At 68.2% G+C, this 16,152-nt stretch carries 13 protein-coding genes and 4 pseudogenes; 6 read left to right on the forward strand and 11 right to left on the reverse strand.

Features of this window, described 5'->3' with window-relative positions; genetic code table 11:
• Positions 1 to 154 precede the first annotated feature (154 nt).
• From ACZ7OY_RS39095 to ACZ7OY_RS39105, 3 genes are all read right to left on the reverse strand, one after another.
• Positions 155 to 889 carry a hypothetical protein gene (locus ACZ7OY_RS39095; RefSeq protein ID WP_472250331.1) on the reverse strand — a complete coding sequence of 245 codons (735 nt, stop codon included), beginning with the start codon at positions 887 to 889 and terminating at the stop codon, positions 155 to 157.
• A 102-nt stretch (positions 890 to 991) separates the two neighbouring features.
• Entirely contained in the window at positions 992 to 1,720 is a 729-nt protein-coding gene (locus ACZ7OY_RS39100; protein ID WP_472250332.1) for a helix-turn-helix domain-containing protein, read from the reverse strand.
• A 368-nt stretch (positions 1,721 to 2,088) separates the two neighbouring features.
• The gene (locus tag ACZ7OY_RS39105) at positions 2,089 to 3,408 is read right to left on the reverse strand and encodes a glycosyltransferase family 4 protein (RefSeq protein WP_472250333.1); all 1,320 of its coding nucleotides are present in this window, start codon (positions 3,406 to 3,408) and stop codon (positions 2,089 to 2,091) included.
• A gap of 307 nt (positions 3,409 to 3,715) precedes the next feature.
• Here ACZ7OY_RS39105 and ACZ7OY_RS39110 point away from each other — a divergent pair, with 307 nt between their 5' ends.
• The 3 genes and pseudogenes from ACZ7OY_RS39110 (at position 3,716) to ACZ7OY_RS39120 (ending at position 7,012) form a co-directional block, all read left to right on the forward strand.
• Positions 3,716 to 4,936 (forward strand): sensor histidine kinase, encoded by a 1,221-nt coding sequence (locus tag ACZ7OY_RS39110; RefSeq protein ID WP_472250407.1) that lies wholly within the window; start codon positions 3,716 to 3,718, stop codon positions 4,934 to 4,936.
• Positions 4,933 to 5,685, forward strand: coding sequence for a response regulator (locus tag ACZ7OY_RS39115; protein ID WP_472250334.1), 753 nt, complete (start codon positions 4,933 to 4,935; stop codon positions 5,683 to 5,685). Before ACZ7OY_RS39110 ends, ACZ7OY_RS39115 begins: the two co-directional genes overlap by 4 nt.
• 410 nt (positions 5,686 to 6,095) lie before the next feature.
• Positions 6,096 to 7,012 (forward strand): annotated as a pseudogene (locus ACZ7OY_RS39120) (transposase family protein).
• Positions 7,013 to 7,119: 107 nt separating this feature from the next.
• Here ACZ7OY_RS39120 and ACZ7OY_RS39125 read toward each other — a convergent pair.
• From ACZ7OY_RS39125 to ACZ7OY_RS39145, 5 genes and pseudogenes are all read right to left on the reverse strand, one after another.
• Positions 7,120 to 7,302, reverse strand: coding sequence for a hypothetical protein (locus ACZ7OY_RS39125; protein ID WP_472250335.1), 183 nt, complete (start codon positions 7,300 to 7,302; stop codon positions 7,120 to 7,122).
• A gap of 54 nt (positions 7,303 to 7,356) precedes the next feature.
• Positions 7,357 to 7,674: pseudogene (locus ACZ7OY_RS39130) on the reverse strand (arsenate reductase/protein-tyrosine-phosphatase family protein); the annotation flags it as partial.
• 50 nt (positions 7,675 to 7,724) lie between these two features.
• Complete coding sequence (locus ACZ7OY_RS39135; RefSeq protein WP_472250336.1) at positions 7,725 to 8,159, reverse strand: CBS domain-containing protein; 435 nt, start codon at positions 8,157 to 8,159, stop codon at positions 7,725 to 7,727.
• A gap of 178 nt (positions 8,160 to 8,337) precedes the next feature.
• Positions 8,338 to 8,961, reverse strand: coding sequence for a histidine phosphatase family protein (locus ACZ7OY_RS39140; protein ID WP_472250337.1), 624 nt, complete (start codon positions 8,959 to 8,961; stop codon positions 8,338 to 8,340).
• 122 nt (positions 8,962 to 9,083) lie between these two features.
• A pseudogene (locus ACZ7OY_RS39145) lies at positions 9,084 to 9,185 on the reverse strand (ATPase); the annotation flags it as partial.
• A 697-nt stretch (positions 9,186 to 9,882) separates the two neighbouring features.
• Here ACZ7OY_RS39145 and ACZ7OY_RS39150 point away from each other — a divergent pair.
• From ACZ7OY_RS39150 to ACZ7OY_RS39160, 3 genes and pseudogenes are all read left to right on the forward strand, one after another.
• Positions 9,883 to 12,477: a tetratricopeptide repeat protein gene (locus ACZ7OY_RS39150; RefSeq protein WP_472250338.1), complete on the forward strand. Its 2,595-nt coding sequence runs from the start codon at positions 9,883 to 9,885 to the stop codon at positions 12,475 to 12,477.
• 895 nt (positions 12,478 to 13,372) lie between these two features.
• Positions 13,373 to 13,873 (forward strand): GNAT family N-acetyltransferase, encoded by a 501-nt coding sequence (locus tag ACZ7OY_RS39155; protein WP_472250339.1) that lies wholly within the window; start codon positions 13,373 to 13,375, stop codon positions 13,871 to 13,873.
• Positions 13,874 to 14,329: 456 nt separating this feature from the next.
• A pseudogene (locus ACZ7OY_RS39160) lies at positions 14,330 to 14,551 on the forward strand (IS5-like element IS4811 family transposase); the annotation flags it as partial.
• Here the strand turns inward: ACZ7OY_RS39160 and ACZ7OY_RS39165 are convergent.
• The 3 genes from ACZ7OY_RS39165 to ACZ7OY_RS39175 all read right to left on the reverse strand — a co-directional run bounded on the left by ACZ7OY_RS39165 (position 14,476) and on the right by ACZ7OY_RS39175 (position 16,059).
• On the reverse strand, positions 14,476 to 14,637 hold the full coding sequence (locus tag ACZ7OY_RS39165; RefSeq protein ID WP_472250340.1) for a hypothetical protein: 162 nt from the start codon (positions 14,635 to 14,637) through the stop codon (positions 14,476 to 14,478). The pseudogene ACZ7OY_RS39160 and the gene ACZ7OY_RS39165 sit on opposite strands and share 76 nt — an antisense overlap.
• A 120-nt stretch (positions 14,638 to 14,757) precedes the next feature.
• Positions 14,758 to 15,603: a PhzF family phenazine biosynthesis protein gene (locus tag ACZ7OY_RS39170; protein ID WP_472250341.1), complete on the reverse strand. Its 846-nt coding sequence runs from the start codon at positions 15,601 to 15,603 to the stop codon at positions 14,758 to 14,760.
• A gap of 144 nt (positions 15,604 to 15,747) precedes the next feature.
• The gene (locus tag ACZ7OY_RS39175) at positions 15,748 to 16,059 is read right to left on the reverse strand and encodes an EthD family reductase (protein ID WP_472250342.1); all 312 of its coding nucleotides are present in this window, start codon (positions 16,057 to 16,059) and stop codon (positions 15,748 to 15,750) included.
• Between the last annotated feature and the right edge of the window lie 93 nt (positions 16,060 to 16,152).

Genomic DNA, 16,152 nt, shown 5'->3' on the forward strand with positions numbered 1-16,152 from the left:
GTCGGAGCCAGCCCGCGTTTCTCTACACGCTCGCGGAAGTTTTTCAGGCTCGCGGGAAGAGCGTCAGGATTTCCGCTGCCCGGCCCTGTCGACCGCCGGTCCGCTCTCCGTCGTGAGGACGGGCTCCGTCTGCACAACCTCGCCCTTCCCCAGGTCAGGATGTGTCCAGCGCTGGGGGAAGGTTCGCGCTCGTGTAGGCGTCCGAGATGTTGAACGTACTGGCGCAAGCTGGGCACTCGGCACGGCCAAAGAGGTGCCTGATGCCCTCCGCAAGGCGCTGTCGCCCGTCACGGACGGCTATGGCATGCATCCAGCGACCGGGGTCGTGAAGCTCCCCGGCCGGGGCAGGCAGCAGTTCACGCTGCCCGACGTCGCCCCGGTCCCAGTCGCGGATGGCTGAGTAGAAGCCGTAGTCCCCGATAGCGATGGTCACCTCTACCCCGCAGTGCAGGCAGGACATCCTGTAGAAGTCGTCGGTGAAGCCCTCCAGTGTGGAGCTCCAGTGGTACTGCCCCGCGAGCGCGAGCAGATCACCGAAGACCCGGTCGTACTCGGTGGGGCGGCTCCGCAGCCGCTCGTCCACTAGGTCCCGCAGGCGGCGGAGCGCGCCGGGACAGCCCGCGAGCAGGACTTCGCCGTCAGGGTGCTGCAAGGTACCGCGCACGATGGCGCCGGCCAGTTCAAGAGCCTCGGCGGTCGTGGAGGCCAGGACCGCCAACCGCGGTAGAGCGGCAAAGCTTGCCGAAGAGACAGTCCCACCGTGCAGGCAAAGACGGCCCCAAAGCTCCTCCCACACCTCAGGAGCTTCCTCGCGCTCGACCAAATCGAGGAGCGCCGGCACTTGCGTCGTCTCCCCGTGGGTGTCCAACACCTGCGTCCAGTCCGTCACCACGGCATTCAACCGCCCCCCGGAGCCTCAGGTACCAACCGGTCGGAGGACAGAGCCGCCGGCTTCCTTGATCATTGCGGGACACCCTTGGGTGAACCCGATCTAGGCCCACTTCGGGCCACTGCGGCCGACGACATCGACGACTTTGGCGACGAACTGCGGATCGGTGGAGAGCTTGAAGGAGTCCTGCAGGTGGGGCTTGAGGTCGAACCGCTTCCAGATCCGCCCGATCGTCGACTTCGACAAGCCGCTGCGCTGAGCCGTCGAGGCGCGTGACCAGTGCGTGTCCTGACCCGGGACCGACTCCAAGGTGGCCCCGACAACCTCCTCGACCCGGTCGAGGAGGATTGAAGGCGGCCGGCCCGAGCGCGGCTCGTCCTGCAGACCATCAAGGCGTTTTGCGATGAACCGGGCCCGCCGGCGGTCCACGGTCGACCCGTCGATGCCGAGGTCGGCCGCGGCCTGCTGATTCGTGCCGCCCTCCGCGCAACGCAGCACGATCTTGGCCCGCAACGCGAGGAACTGAGCGGCCCTGGCCTGTCGTGCCCACTGCTGCAGCTGCCTGCGCTCAGCATCGTCGAGGACCAAGTCGGCCTTCGGCCGGCCGATCCAGCCCGCGTCCTCAAGCCCCGCCATCCGCTCTGCGGCGGAGGCCCGACGCCACTTGCCGACCGTTTTCGCCTGGACACCGACGAGCCGTGCGACACCCGCGTTCGACATGCCCTCAGCACACGCCAGAATGATGCGGGCCTTCTCAGCCGAACGCCGGTGCGGCAATGCCGTCGGACGCACCAACTCGGCCCGTTCGGCCTCGGACAGCGTGATCGCCACAGTAGAAGGCCCGGGATGCGACATGCCGACATGGCAGTGACCAACCCTCAGGATTTCTGGCGCATCACACCAGCGTGGTCCGTACAGGACCCGCCGTGTGACCCGGTCGATGGCTGTCCACGACTGGGAGTCCGCAGCCGGCGAGCGGCCGGTGTCAGCCGCCGGCGTCAGTTGCAGCGCGGGCGCTGTCTTTGCGGCCGTGATGGGGCTGCACCGGGATGCCGACATCGGCTTTGACACGGCGCCGAGTTACCACATCGACGTTCTTCTCACCGCGTCCATCGACGCTCGACCGAACGGCAAGCCCGATCACCATCCAGCCGCAGGACGCCGTGTTCTGCGGCAACAGGATGTGACACAGGCACTGATCAGAGCTGGCGAGGTGGCCGAGTCCGGCATCTGTCTTCCGCATCGGTGCGGCACTTCTTCAGAACACCGCGGGCCAAGGAACGCAGCCCGTGTGCCGTGTCGAGTGAGTCGGTGACCGCCTGGTGCGCGGTGTGCCGTACGAAGCCGAGCGAGCGTCGTCCAGGACCGCGCCGCAGCAGGCCCTGGTAGACGTCCAGGTGCCGCTGGGCTATGCGTGCCGGGTCGAAGCGGGCCGCATTCCTCAGGGCGGCCTCGCCCATGCGACGCCGGAGTTCGTCGTCGCCGATCAGTTCGAGCAGCGCAGCCGCGATGCCGTCCACGTCTCCCGGGCATGTCAGGCGTCCGTCGACACCGTCTTCTATGATCTCGCGTGGTCCGACCGGACAGTCCGTGGCGACGACGGGGAGACCGCAGCGCATCGCCTCGACGATGGTCATGCCGAACGATTCCCGGTCGGAGGTGGACGCGGCGATGGAGCCCTTCACCCACTCCGGTTCGAGGGGGTTCACCTGCCCCATGAGGAAGATGTGGCGGCTGAGTCCGAGATCGCGGATCAGTACAGACAGGGCGTGTCTCTCGTTGCCGGTGGTGTCTCCACTGCCGAATATCCGCAGCTGCCAGTCCGGATGAGCGGTGACGACCTGGGCGAAGGCTCTGACGAGCAGGTCATATCGCTTCACGGGATTGAGCCGACCCGCCGCTACGACGAACTTGCCGGTGCCGTCAGCCGGTTCCACAGACGCGGCGGGAACGCTGTTCGGTATCGCCTCCACTCTCACACCGCGCAGGCCCAGTCGCCGGTAGGCGCGGGCATCGGCTTCGGTCACGGTGGTGAGGGCGTCCAGCATTTGATAGTGGTGTTGTATCTCGTGGCGCAGACGCACACCGTGGCCCGAGAGGGTGAGGTGCTCCTGTCCCACCCTGATGGCGGCGCGCTGCGCCTGGCGCGCGATGTGCACGTTCAGTCCGGGCCTGGTTCCGACGATCACGTCGGCGTCCAGCCTCTTCAGATGTCGGCCGATGCGTTCGTCGGTGAGGCGGCTGTACTGCGTGTGCCGGCCGTCCGCGCGCGGGAAGACCCTGGCGGGCTGGGTGTTGCGGGGATCGTCACCGTCGTGGTCGGCGCAGGCAGCGCGCAGGTCGACCAGAGGGGTGAGGCCTACCTTGGCGGGTGCGCCCATGAAGGGCGCGTCGCGATGCCGGAACACCGAGATGATCTCCACATCGTGGTGCTCCGCCAGCGCCGCGGCGAGGTTGAATGTCGTCCTGATCGTGCCGCCGATGCCATAGGCATTGTGGAGCAGGAAGGAAATGTGCATGCGGGAGACGTTTCAGTAGGGAGCCGGGGGGTGGGACAGCAGTTGGACGGTGCTGTACGTCGTTCTGTTCAGCAGTCTCGTCGGCGGCGGGTTCGCGTTCGCCGGGCGAATGGCTCGGTCGGGACTCGGGAGAGGTCATGCCGATGTCAACCGATCGGATGATGCACCGGACCCAGGCGGCCGGTAGACGTGGTGAGAACCGACCCATGGCGAAGGGCCTGTGCAGAAGGATGAACAAGCGGTGACGGAGCACGATGGTCCGGTTCTGGGACGTGCCGATCCCGACGCGTGGTGGATCGAGGTGGCCATGCAGGCCGCGTTCGTTCTCCTGCTCGCGGGTTCCATCGGCCGGCTGCTCACCTACGATGGGCCGGACGGCCATACCGGATGGAGTCTCGCGCTCTTCCTCGTCTTCGGCGTGCTCCACCTGAGCGGACCGATCTGGGCGCCCGCGCCTTGGCATGGCGAGAGGCCCAGCACCCGGCACCTGATTCGGCTGGGCATGCTGCTCGCCGTCTGGCTGGTCCTGCTCGCCCTCGAACCGAGCGCGACATGGTGCACCATGCCCCTGCTCTTTACCGGCGTGCACCGGTTGCCGGTGCCGCTCGCGCTGCCCCTTGCCTCAGTGCTCACGCTCCTCGTGATCGTTTCCGAACTCCGTGTGGCGAGCGGCCTGTTCAACCCCAACCTGGTGATCGCCCCGGTCGCCCTCGGGACCGTCGTCACGGCCGTACTGCTGCACAGTCGGCGTCTGGCGGACCGGCAGCGCCTGCTCATCGACGACCTGGTCTGCGCCCGGGGTGAACTGGCCGCGAACGAGCGGCGCACAGGTGCTCTGGAGGAACGCCAGCGGCTGTCGGCCGAGATTCACGACATCCTCGCCCAGAGCCTGTCCAGCCAGCAGATGCTGCTGCAGGCCGCCGAACGCCAGTGGCACATCGCGCCGGACACCGCGCACGAACACGTCCGCGAGGCCGCCGCGAGCGCGGGCCGCGCGCTGGCGGAGGTGCGCCGATTCGTCCGCGACCTGGCCCCGCTCGATCTCGATGGGAACACTCTGGTGCACGCGATGCGCGCACTTGCGGAGCAGCCTGCTGTGCCGGGGACCGATGGGGAGCCCGCGTCCGGCCCGGCCGTCGAGTTCCGGCTGGACGGCACACCCGGGAACCTCCCCGAGGCGGTCGAGACAGCGCTGCTTCGTGTGAGTCAGGGCGCCTTGGCCAACGTACGGGAGCATTCTGGGGCGACCCGTGCTGTAATCACGCTCACCTGTTCAAAGGACTCCGTTTGCGTCGACATCGCCGACAACGGCCGCGGCTTCGAGCCGGGCCGTATCCCGCACCGCCGCGAGGCCCGCACACGCGGCCACGGTCTTCCCCTCATGGAGAGCAGGGCGAGACGGGCCGGAGGAACACTCCGCGTGGAGTCCGCACACGGTGAGGGAACGGTCGTGACCATGTCCGTGGCCCTCGGACCGCACGACGGCGCCGCCGCTCGCAGCACGCCCCCGGCGGAGGAGACACCATGAGATTCCCGCAGAGCCCCGAACACGGGCAGAACGCCGAAGGATCGGCTCCGACCAGCCCTGCCGAGGACCTCGAACCGACCGGCACGGACGTCGCCCGCGAACCCGACACCGTCCGCGTCCTTCTCTGCGACGACCACGCCGTGGTACGGGCCGGACTGCGGGCGCTGCTGTCCAGCACCGAAGGAATCGATGTCGTCGGTGAGGCCGCGAGCGGGGACGAAGCACTGGCGATGACCATGCGTCTGCGGCCGGACGTGGTGCTCATGGACCTCCAGCTCGGCGACGGCACGGACGGGGTGACGGCGACACGACGGATCGTCGCCACCGCCGCGCCCGGTGCGCGCGGCAGACCTGCACCGCAGGTCCTGGTCCTCACGATGTTCGACACCGATGCCGACATAGCCCGCGCCCTGGCGGCCGGCGCCACCGGATACCTGCTCAAGGCGGAGCGACCGGAACTGTTGTTCGCCGCGATCCGGGACACCGCCGCCGGGCGCACCGTGCTGTCGGGAACCGTCGCCGATCGGATGATGTCCCGGATCCGCACGCCTGGACCCGCCCTGACACAACGGGAACGGGGCATCCTCGGGCAGCTGGCCGGCGGCCTCACCAACCGGGAGATCGCGCGGGTCCTCTTTCTCAGTGAGGCCACGGTCAAGACCCACCTGGGCCGCATATACACCAAGCTGGGCGTGCAGACCAGGGCCGCCGCAGTGGCGAAGGCCGCCCAGCACCGTCTGCTGCCGTGAGGAGCCAGGCCCACGGGAGCGGAGGGCCGCTCGTTGCGGCAGCCTCGCCCGAACCCGGAGCACGCCACGTACCGCACTCTCAGAGGCGACCGAACCGGATCAACGCTGTTGCCGCATTGCTTCCTCGACCCTTGCCCTGGTCCGCCTTATCGCCCATGGGCCGGCTATCAGGACCGCAAGAGCAACCACACTCGAACTGACCAAGGTTTCGGTCCACGGTGTTCCGCTCTGCCTCCACACCACGATCGTCGACGCGGTAACCACAGCGTCGACCCCGAGCAGGACTGCCCATAGGCGGCCCGCAGACATCGATCTATCAGACATAGGCCGTACCTTACGACGTGGTGCGTGATATTGATCGAGGCACTGCCGAGGCATGAAGTAGGCCGTGCGGCTTGGGTGTTGTTGTGATGCAACACCTGGGCCGCACGGCCTTGTCCAAGCGTTTCTTCACCGGCCTCCAGCCGCGGCGGCTCGGCAAACTCGTCGTCGAGCTCGCCGGCGCCTGGATGGCAGCTGAGGAGTCCCGGCTGCGAGAACGTCGAGGTCACGAGCGTATGCGCGCGCCCGGGGCGGGCCCGGACCACGAGCTGGTGTTCGTCGACCGCGTCGTCGTCACGGTGGCGCTGCGCTTCCAACTCCCGCACACGGCCCTGGCGGAGCTCGATCGGGTAGACCGCTCCACGGTCACCCGCGCGATCCGCGAGATCCGTCCGCTGCTGGCGGCCCGCGGCTTCGCCGTTCCCGGCCACTACGACCTGCGACTTCGTACGCTGGCGGACGTCTTCGCCTATCCCGCCGCCGAGGGCGTCGAGCTGCGCATTGACGACACCGAGGTCCAGGTCCGACGCCCGCGCGCGAACAAGCCGGGCCGTCGCGCGTACGTCTCGGGCAAGAAGAAGATGAATACCAAGAAGGCGACCGCCGTCACCGACGGCGAGGGACACACGCTGTGTGCTGGGGCCTTCCGCCCCGGCCCCATGCACGACCAGACGGCGCTGCGGACCGAGGGCATCGCCGACCTGTTCGAGCGGTTTCCCGAGGTTAAGGCCAAGGTCGACGCCGGGTACCGGGGCCTGGCCAAGGAGTTCCCCAACCAGGTCCAGGCCCCGCCGCTCAAGCTGAAGAAGGACGCAACACCGGAGGAGGTCGCCACCTGGGACGCGGAGCGTCACCAGCAATCCTCGGAACGGATCTGCGTAGAACACGCAACGCCGAGCACAAACAGTGGCGAACCCTCCAGCGGTTTCTCGGACGACGCGAATACTTCGAGGAGACCTACACGGCCGTGGCCGGCCTGGTCTCCGACCGCGCCGCCGAGAGGTGATCACCCATCAGTCGAACCGTCAGGCCGGCACCCCCAGCCCCCCATCGCGCACCACGTCGTTACAGCGAGTGCGGCGGCGGGAGCCTGTGACGCATCGTGCGCGGAGGTCAGGTGCCGTCCGGGTGCCTGCGCCGGGCGTGAGCGGACCAGCGGATCCGGTGCACCGTGACCACGACCAGGCCCTCGTGCTCACCCTCGCCGTGCTGCTCCTGACCGACCGGCGTGCTGCTGATGTGCTGCTGGGTCGGCCCGGTCACCACGTTCCCCGCCGTGGCCGTCTTTGTCGTCACTGCTTATGCCGCACTCGGCTTCGCCCGCCGCCTGGCACTGCGCCGCGCGGTCCGTCAGCTCCTGCGCGCCCTACCCGGCGCCTGAGCGGCTGTCAGGCGGAGGCCGGGATATGCCTCGCTGAGCAGAGTGCGCACCCGCTGTTCGACGGCGTCGGAGAACGGCCGCACGGCCTCGACGCCTTGGCCCGCCGGGTCGCCGAGCGGCCTGCCCGGGTACCGCTTGCCGGGGGAGACGGGGCAGGCGCCGGCGCCGCCGCACCCCATGGTGATCACCGTGTCCGAGGACTGCACGGCCTCCGTGGTGAGGATCTTCGGTGTCTGGGCGGAGGTGTCGATGCCGGCCTCCTTCATCGCTTCCAGGACGGACGGGTTGCCGATCGACTGCCACGCCCATCACGGCCGCACCCGTCGTGCGGGGCGGGTCAGGTGCTTGCGTAGACGCGGCCGACGAATTCGGCGACCTGAGCGTCGGTGAGGTTCTTCGCCAGATTGGCCTCGGTGATCATGCCTACCAGTTGGTGGCCGCCCTTCACGTCGATCACCGGGATGCGCTTGATCCGATGCTGTTCCATGGCCTGCAGGGCGTCCGCGGCGTCCGCGTCCGCGTCGATCCAGTGAATCTTGCTCTGCATGCTCCCGGCCTGCACCGTCGACGGATCGATTCCCTCGGCACAGCACTTGATGACAATGTCACGGTCGGTGATCATCCCGACCAGCTTGTTGTTGTCGCCGCAGATGGGCAGCGCGCCGACCTTCAGGTCGCGCATCATCAGCGCCGCATCCTTCAGCGACTGGTGGGCGCCGACGCATTGTACTCCGCCCGTCATGATGTCCCGGGCCCTCAGACTGCCAGCCATGAATCCTCCCGCTGGTTGCCGCACTCATCGAGACGTCGGGCGCTGACGTGTGCATAGTCCCCAAGGCGCCCGTCCCTCGATGACACCACGGAGGAAGCAAGATCGCTTCTGGGGCCGGCGGCGCTCCTGCACTCGATCTTCGTCGGGAGGCGGCCGGTGTGATGGAGGATCGCTGCCCTCAGATGTGGAGGTCGGGCGGGAAGCCGGTCCAGCGAAGGTCGGCGGGCAGGTGGCCCATGTCGTTGTAGAACAGCACGGATGGGGGCCGGCCGGGCGCATAGCGGATGACGGTCAGCGCGGCGTTGGCGTGGTTGATGCCCATCCAGCGCCATTTCGGGGCGTCGAGGGCGGCCCGGACGAGCCAACCGATGAGGAAGTTGTGCGTGACGACGAGTTCGTGGCGCGGCTCGTCACCGGCGAGGGGTCCGGTGAACTGCGCGAGAGCCGCCCGGGCCAGGTCCGGCCCTTTTTCGCGCTCCTCGGCTGGGAACTGGGCCAGGTGACCGAGCATGGCATCGGCCGATTCCGACGGCAGTTCCTCGCGCTGCGGTATGTAGGGGATGTAGTCGCCGGCGAGTTCGGACGGCCGCAGGGGTACACCGTTGAGCTGCTCGCAGACCAGCTGCGCCGTCTGCTCCGCGCGCGCGAGCGGGCCGTGGTGGATTGCCGTGAGAGGGGCCTCACGAAGCCGCTTCCCGAGCAGGACGGCTTGGCGGCGGCCGTTGTCCACCAACTTGCTCTCGTCCTCGGATGCCTCACCGTGCCGCGTGAGGTAGAGGTAGCGGGCAGCTGTTGCCGTCATGGGCTAGTCCTCCGTCAAGGTTCATGATCTTACGAACGTCTGGACGGACGTTGGCATGCGCCGTGCGGTTGCGTCGCCGCCAGACACATTCTGCAGAGGCGCCCGTCAACGACACGTACTGGTCAGCTGATCTTGGCGGGTTCCTCGGCCCGGGCTCGGGTGCTGGCGAGGCGGTAGGAGTCGGTGCCGGTCTCGATGATGGTGCTGTTGAAGGTGAGGCGGTTGTCGGTGCCGATGTTCTGGGAGCAGCTGCCCCACAGCACGCCGCGCAGGTCCCGGTCTCCGTTCTGCTCGTTCCGGTGGGTGAGTTGCAGGCGGCCGTCGGGACCTTGGGTGCCGCGGCGCGAGGCCAGCCGATGAGGAGGTGACGCGGGGATACGCCGGACGGGAGCGACTCCCGCCAGGCGGGCATCCTGCTGTCGCCCCATGCTCAGCGCCGGGCTCGTGAACCGGGCTTCCAAGAGAGTGACGAACCTCGGCGACACCACAGTCGGTGTCGTGATCACCGTTCTGCGTCGTCAGCCACGGCTCTGGCAACACAAAGCCCATACCCGCCGTCTGAACGTCCTTCCGGCCACAGCCGCTCCATCTTGAACCGCGGGGAGTGGTTCGAGGCACACATTGGGGTGTCCGAGCGCAGCTGCGTTCGGGCGGTGCTGAGTTGGATGTGGCGAGGGCTGGCAGACGGGTCTCTTGGCGAGCGACGGCTGCCGCAGAGGCCCAGCGGTCGTATAGCGGTGACCGTCAGTGCCACTGACGACGGGTCGACGTGTTCGGACGCGGGGCTGGTCGCGTCCCTTCTCTGCCCTGTGAACGGTTCCTTGCCATTCGATTTGATCGGGCGTACTCCCGCGCTGGAGCGATCTGGCGGGTCTGCTCTCGGTACGACACTCTGTAAGTCAGTTCTTGGGGGAGGCTGGCATGGGGCAGGAGGCGGTGTCGCGGCAGGAACTCATCCGTCGGCGGCGCAGCAGGGGGTTTGTCGGGCGGCGGCACGAACTGGCGGTGTTCCGGGAGAACCTCGCCCGAGATCCCAACAGCGAGGCGCATCAGTTCCTCTTTCACGTCCACGGTCTTGCCGGCGTGGGCAAGTCGACCTTGATCCGGCAGTGGGAGGCAGTGGCTCGGGAGGCGGGCGCGGTCACCGCTGTTGTGGGGGAGGAGGCGGTCAGTGCGGTTGAGGCTATGGAGGCGATGAGCTCTCGGCTGGCGCGGCAGGGCTGTCCGCTGAAAGCGTTTGACAAGCAGCTGAGCTACTACCGGCAGAAGTGTCATGAGGCCGAGGCGGCCATGGCGGGGCTGCTGCCGGATGGTGACGACCCGGGTGCGTCCCTGGGGCCGTCCCGGGCCAGTGCCCTTACCGCTCAAATCGGGATGGCGGGCCTGTCGCTCGTTCCCGGCGTCGGCGTGTTCAGCGGCGTGATTCGTCCGGAACAGGTTGCTGCTGGCCTGGACCTTGCGCGCGCGGCGGTCGGCAACAGGCTGCGCAGCCACGAGGACACCCGGCTGGTGCTCTCGCCGTTGGAGATGCTCACCCCGCCCTTTCTTGCGGACCTTGGCAGCGTGGCTGAACGAAGGCCGTGGGTGGTGCTCTTCTTCGACACCTACGAGCGCACGGCGCCGCTCCTGGACACGTGGCTGCGGGATGCTCTGGTCAACGAGGCGTACGGGACCGTGCCTGTCAACGTCCAGGCTGTGCTCTGTGGCCAGGGCCGCCTTGACCCGGCATGCTGGGCGGACAGCCTCGACCTCGTCACCGAGATTCCTCTCGAACCGTTCACCGAGGACGAGGCTCGGACCCTGCTTGCCGCCCGCGGCGTGTCCGACGAGCGGGTAACCCAGCTCGTACTGAGCCTGTCGGGGCGCCTGCCGGTGCTGCTGGACGCGCTCGCAAGAAACCGCCCGCAGGACATGGACGCCGTCGATGATCCATCGGAGACCGCAGTCGAGCGTTTCCTGAAGTGGGAGAGAGACCCTGCCCACCGCGACATGATCCTCGCCTGCGCCTTGCCTTTGCGGCTCAACGACGACATTTCCCACATCCTCGCTCCAGCCGGCGGCGACGGGCTGAATCGCCTGCGAGAACTCCCTTTCCTCACGCATCGGTCAGGAACCTACGGCTACCACGACGTGATTCGCTCATCGATGCTGCGCCTGCAACGCCAGCGCTCTCCTGTTGACTGGCGCCATCGACACACTCAGCTGGCCGCGGCTTTCACCAGGTGGCGCCGCGAGCAGGAGGAACGGCTCACCCTCCACCGCCTCTGGGACGACCCCGTGTGGCGCGACCACCGGCTGAACGAGACCTACCACCGCCTCTGCGCCCAGACCCCCTCCGCCCTCCCGGAAGCACTTCACGACATCATCCGTGCTCGCGCGCACAGCGCGGAAGCACTGCGCCGCTGGGCCCAGCTCCTTTTTCAAGCAGGCCAGGACTCCGACACCCACCACCTCGCCCAGACCGGACAACGCCTCCTGGAACTCGCATCCCAGCCGTCCCGGGAGAGAGAAACACTCACGGCCCTGCTGACATTGCCCGGCCTGGAGAAGCCAGGACAGGCCCTCGCCTACACACTCCGCGGCCAAGACCACCGGTTGAGCGGTCGCTACCACCAGGCAGTCGAGGACTACACCACTGCCCTGAGTCTGGACTCGACCCTAGCCCGCGCCCACGCAGGACGAGGCCACGCACACCGAAGCCTGCGCCACCACGAAGCCGCCCTCGCGGACTTCGACCACGCCATCAGACTTGCTCCCGACCAGCCCCTGCACCGGATCAACCGCGGCGCCGCACGACAAGATCTGCGGCACTACGAGGCCGCCCTCGCGGACTTCGACCAGGCCATCGACCTCGACCCCCGAAGCGCCCGCGCCCTGGCATTCCGGGGCCACGCCCTCCACCGCATGCGCCGGCACCAGGCGGCCCTGGACGACCTCTCCCACGCCCTCACTCTGGACCCCGACTACGCCTGGGCCTATGCCGTCCGCGGGGACGTCCACCTCACCCTCGGACACGCCCAAGCCGCTATCGCCGACCTCGACCACTCACTCGCGCTGCAACCGGATACTGCGTGGTCGCACTGTTGGCGCGGAGAGGCGCACCGCGCTCTGGGGCATCACGCCAAGGCCCTCGCCGACCTTGAACACGCCGTCGCGCTGCGCCCGGAACGCGGATGGTTTCACTACCAGAGCGCCCTCGTCATGCGCCTGACCGGAGCGGTGCAAGAGCCCCAGCGATGGCGCAGAGCCCTGGAGATCTTCGAAGAGCAGGCCGCGGAGGAGGAAGCGAGCGACCTGGCACGCAGCAACTTCCTCGTAGTGCTGTGCGGGCTCCCCGACTGGGACCGCGCCGAGAGTCAGCTGGAAGCCTTCCTGTCTCACTCACCCTCACCTCACCAGGTCATAGAAGCTCTAGACGACTTGGAAGATCTCAGGCGCGCAGTGCCCGTCGAAACCCAGCGGCTGTCTGCCGTTCTAGGCCGGCTTCGAGAGGAGCTCGAGAGAGCCAGGACCTGAAGGGGAACACGAACTGCGATATCCGCCTGCGCGGGCAGATGGGCGCGCTCCTGTTCGCTGTAGCCGGGGATGGTCCCGGCTACAAGAACCGCGCCGCCGACGGACACCGCTGCTCCCCGCACCCGCGGGGATGGTGCCCGGGTGCCGTGTCCTGGGGACAGCTCATGGATACGCCCTGCTGCCAAATACCCCTATGCGGCGTTAAGTTGGATGTGTCTCCGACTCGATCCCGGGGGGAGGGACCGGTGCCCTGCGGTGTGCGAGGGGTATCGGTCCTAACCAGAGAGGAGGAGACATGGGCGACAAAGAGTCGGCCAGGCGGGCAAAGGTTGTCCGGGAGCTGGCTGCACGCGTGGCGGTTGCTCTGAGCGTTCGCGCTCTGTGGGCCGTCATTGTGGAGCTTGCTCGCGGTCACGACCTCTGATCGCACCGGCGCGCGGGACGTCCCCCCTTCCCTGCGCGCCGGCCTCGCCCACAAGCGATCGTCACCGCCGATACCACCTGATGCCAGAGGAGATCCAGCGGCCGATGGCAACTGTCAGCCGTCCCAGGTCGCCGTGGTTCCAGCCCGAGCACTTGGATGGGGGCGCTATGTATTGCGTTGTGGCAGTCAGAACGCCGTTGTCGTACCGATCACGGGGTCTACTGATCGAACGGGAGTCTCGATCGGGCGATCGCGGTCGTTGCTCGGCATGACAGCAGGGGCCTCGCGGTAGCCCGAAGACTGTCTACGCCAGCGAGTGCTCAAGGAGGACCTGTTGGTGCAGTTGTAGGCTGCTCTCGCAGCGGCTGGGTCCGGTTCACTCAGCCTGGGTGCGCCGCGACGGCGGTCAGCGCATCGGTAGGGAGGAAATCCAGGAGGGCAGACGCCCGTGCGGTGCTACGGTCGGGCGCCATGAGCTGGCTTCCCGATGACTTCGTTCACCCCGTCCTGGTACCTCTACCAGGAGGCCAGCACCTGCGGCCGATCCGGGAGGCGGACACCCCGCTCGACTATCCGGCCGTGATGGGCTCGCGTGAGCGGCTGTGGACCATCTTCGGCCCGGCCTGGGGCTGGCCCGCGGCCACTATGACCTACGAGGCCGACCAGGCCGACCTGTTGCGGCACGAGAAGGAGATCGCCGCACACCAGTCCTTCAACTACGCACTGTTCGACGCGGCGGAGACCGCGCTGCTCGGCTGCGTCTACATCGACCCGCCGGAGAAGGCCGGCGCGGACGGTGAGATCTCCTGGTGGATGGTGGACGAGCTGGTGGGCAGCGAGGTCGAGCAGGCGCTGGACGTGCTGGTGCCGCAGTGGATCGCTGCGGATTGGCCGTTCAAGCAGCCGCGCTTCATCGGCCGTGAGATCTCCTGGCCGGCCTGGCTTGCCCTGCCGCCACACGCTGATGCATAGGGTTCGGGGCGGCGCGCTGTCGCGCCGCCCCGAACACTCAACGAGCCTGTAGCCAGAACATCCCGCTCGTGAGAAGCCGTATCTGAACCGATCATGGAACGTGCGGGTCGAACAGGTTTCTCGCCGGGGTGATCTTCCCGTCGTATGCGTATGAAGACGGGGCCTCTCGGTAGCTCGAGGATGCGAAACCAACCGAGCAGTGCCGGGAGGCCCTGATGTCGTTGTTGTGCGCCTCCGAACCCCTCCCATCCAACGCGGCTGCACGATCGTGTGATCACCTCGCGCACGCGTACGGCAACGCGGTCGGCCACCGGGACCGGGAACGCCGGTATCCCTCCGACATGTCGGACGCGGAATCGGCGGAGGCCCGGCCTCTGCTGCCGGTGCCGGCCTGGCTTCGGGGGAGGGGTGGGTTGCCCGAGGGTCACTGTCACCGGCAGCTGCTGGACGTGATCCGTCACCTGGTCCAAGAAGTGGCTCGGTCTGACCCTGAAGACCGTCAACCGGCCCAAGGACGCGGTCGGGTTCGTCGTCCTCCCACGTTGCCGGGCCGTTGAGAGGTCGCTCGCGTGGCTCACGCACGCCCGCCGCCACGTGCGGGACTACGAACGGCTGATCCAATACGCCGAGAGCCTTCTGACGTGGGTCGCTATTTCCCTGATGACCCGCCGCACGACCGCCCGGCCCGCCAGAACGGTGCCCTCGATCACATGCGCCGCGGCGGCACCCTCGTCGTGCTCGACCTGACCCGGCTGGGCCGCCACACCCGCGAACTCCTCGCCGTCGTCGAAGACGACCTACACGCCAACGGCCGCCACCGGTTGCCAACGCTTGACCGCAGCGGACAGCCCCAGCCCCATGCGCGGATCGCAGAAGAGGACAGTCTAGTCGTCGCGTCGGTGTCCGTCGCGGACCACCGCCAACCCGCCAACCCGGGTCGTGATGCCCGCGGGCCCGCGTCGGGCCGAAGCGAGCACGCTGGCCGGTCGACCGAGGATGTCACCCTGCTCCACCTCGATCGCGACCGACTGTGCCCCTGTCGTGTCGAGCAGGTGGGCGGCCAGGCAGCCGGTGCTGTTGGCGTTGGCGACGTCCTCGTCGACACCGATCGCCGGCGCGAACATCCGCGCCGCACCCGGCCGGTCGCCCACCGGCGGTACGTACACGAAACAGCCCAGGAGCCCGTACCGCTGGCACGCCGCTGTCAGCCTGCCGAGGTTTGGGCAGACCCGGAGCAGCGCCGACCGGTCGTGGACCGGTACCAGCATGCGTGGTGCGCCGGGCGCGGCGATCCGTGGCGCGTCGGTCGGATGCGGATCGTCCGCGGTGAGCCCGATCGCGGCGACGATCGCGGCGCGCTCGTCCGGTGCCGGGTAACGCAGCGCGACGAGGCCCTGGTCGAACCACACCTCGACGCCGGCGGGGCGGCGCATCGCGACGGTGTCGAACGTGCGCCCGCCGGTGTGTTGACGGTCGTTCAGCTCGCCCAGCGCGGTGCGGGTCAACCGGACGGCCTGCGCGGCAACGGTGCCGTGGCCGCAGCCGGACAGTTCGGCGGTGGCGGTGAAGAACCGGACCGGCCAGCCACCGTCCGGCGTCCGCCCCGGGCCGAGGAACGCCGCGTGCGAGGTGCAGGCCGCAGCAGCGACCGCACGCCGGTCCGCGTCCGTCGCCGCCGGGGCGTCGTCGGTGACGGCCGTGGGGCTACCGCCCAGGCCGTCGCGTCGCACGCGCGCATCAACCACCGTGACATCCGGCCAGGACATCGGCCCCCCTGACGCTCAACGAACAGGCAACGGCGAACGGCGTTCCACCGGTAGCCGGACCTGGCCGCAACGGCCGACCGAACGCGTCCCGGAGCGTGCCTTCCTGCCTCAGCCGGTGCCGTCCTGCACCGGATAGTGGATGACGACCGCACCGCCGGTGGCGTAGTTGGCGACATCGGCGGCCACCCGCCGGCCGTGCGGCGATGCCTGCGCCGCGGCCATGGCGGCGCCGTCAGCGAAGTCGCCTTCGAAGACCGCGAAATACGGCGCTTCTCCCTTGGTCGCCGCCACGTCGAAGCTGTAGCGCCACGCAAGCAGGCCGGGCCAATTCATGACCAGTGGAAGGTGGTTGGTCACGTAGTAGTCGCGGAAGTGGTCAGGGTCGGCGGGCTGGGAATACAGGACCACCAACTTATGCATGACTGCCTCCTGCATCGCTTACCGCGGTCAGTTGAATCGTCATATGCGCAGGTTAGGGCTTGTTGTGCAGTCGAGGGAAAGACCGGGACGGGA

Source organism: Streptomyces sp. NPDC107559, from assembly GCF_055657365.1.

Bases quoted from the DNA above. Each gene is read 5' to 3' on its own strand.
- ACZ7OY_RS39105 (WP_472250333.1), bottom strand. From the start codon at position 3,408: ATGCACATTTCCTTCCTGCTCCACAATGCCTATGGCATCGGCGGCACG.
- ACZ7OY_RS39110 (WP_472250407.1), top strand. From the start codon at position 3,716: ATGCAGGCCGCGTTCGTTCTCCTGCTCGCGGGTTCCATCGGCCGGCTG.
- ACZ7OY_RS39115 (WP_472250334.1), top strand. From the start codon at position 4,933: ATGAGATTCCCGCAGAGCCCCGAACACGGGCAGAACGCCGAAGGATCG.
- ACZ7OY_RS39135 (WP_472250336.1), bottom strand. From the start codon at position 8,159: ATGGCTGGCAGTCTGAGGGCCCGGGACATCATGACGGGCGGAGTACAA.
- ACZ7OY_RS39140 (WP_472250337.1), bottom strand. From the start codon at position 8,961: ATGACGGCAACAGCTGCCCGCTACCTCTACCTCACGCGGCACGGTGAG.
- ACZ7OY_RS39150 (WP_472250338.1), top strand. From the start codon at position 9,883: ATGGGGCAGGAGGCGGTGTCGCGGCAGGAACTCATCCGTCGGCGGCGC.
- ACZ7OY_RS39155 (WP_472250339.1), top strand. From the start codon at position 13,373: ATGAGCTGGCTTCCCGATGACTTCGTTCACCCCGTCCTGGTACCTCTA.
- ACZ7OY_RS39175 (WP_472250342.1), bottom strand. From the start codon at position 16,059: ATGCATAAGTTGGTGGTCCTGTATTCCCAGCCCGCCGACCCTGACCAC.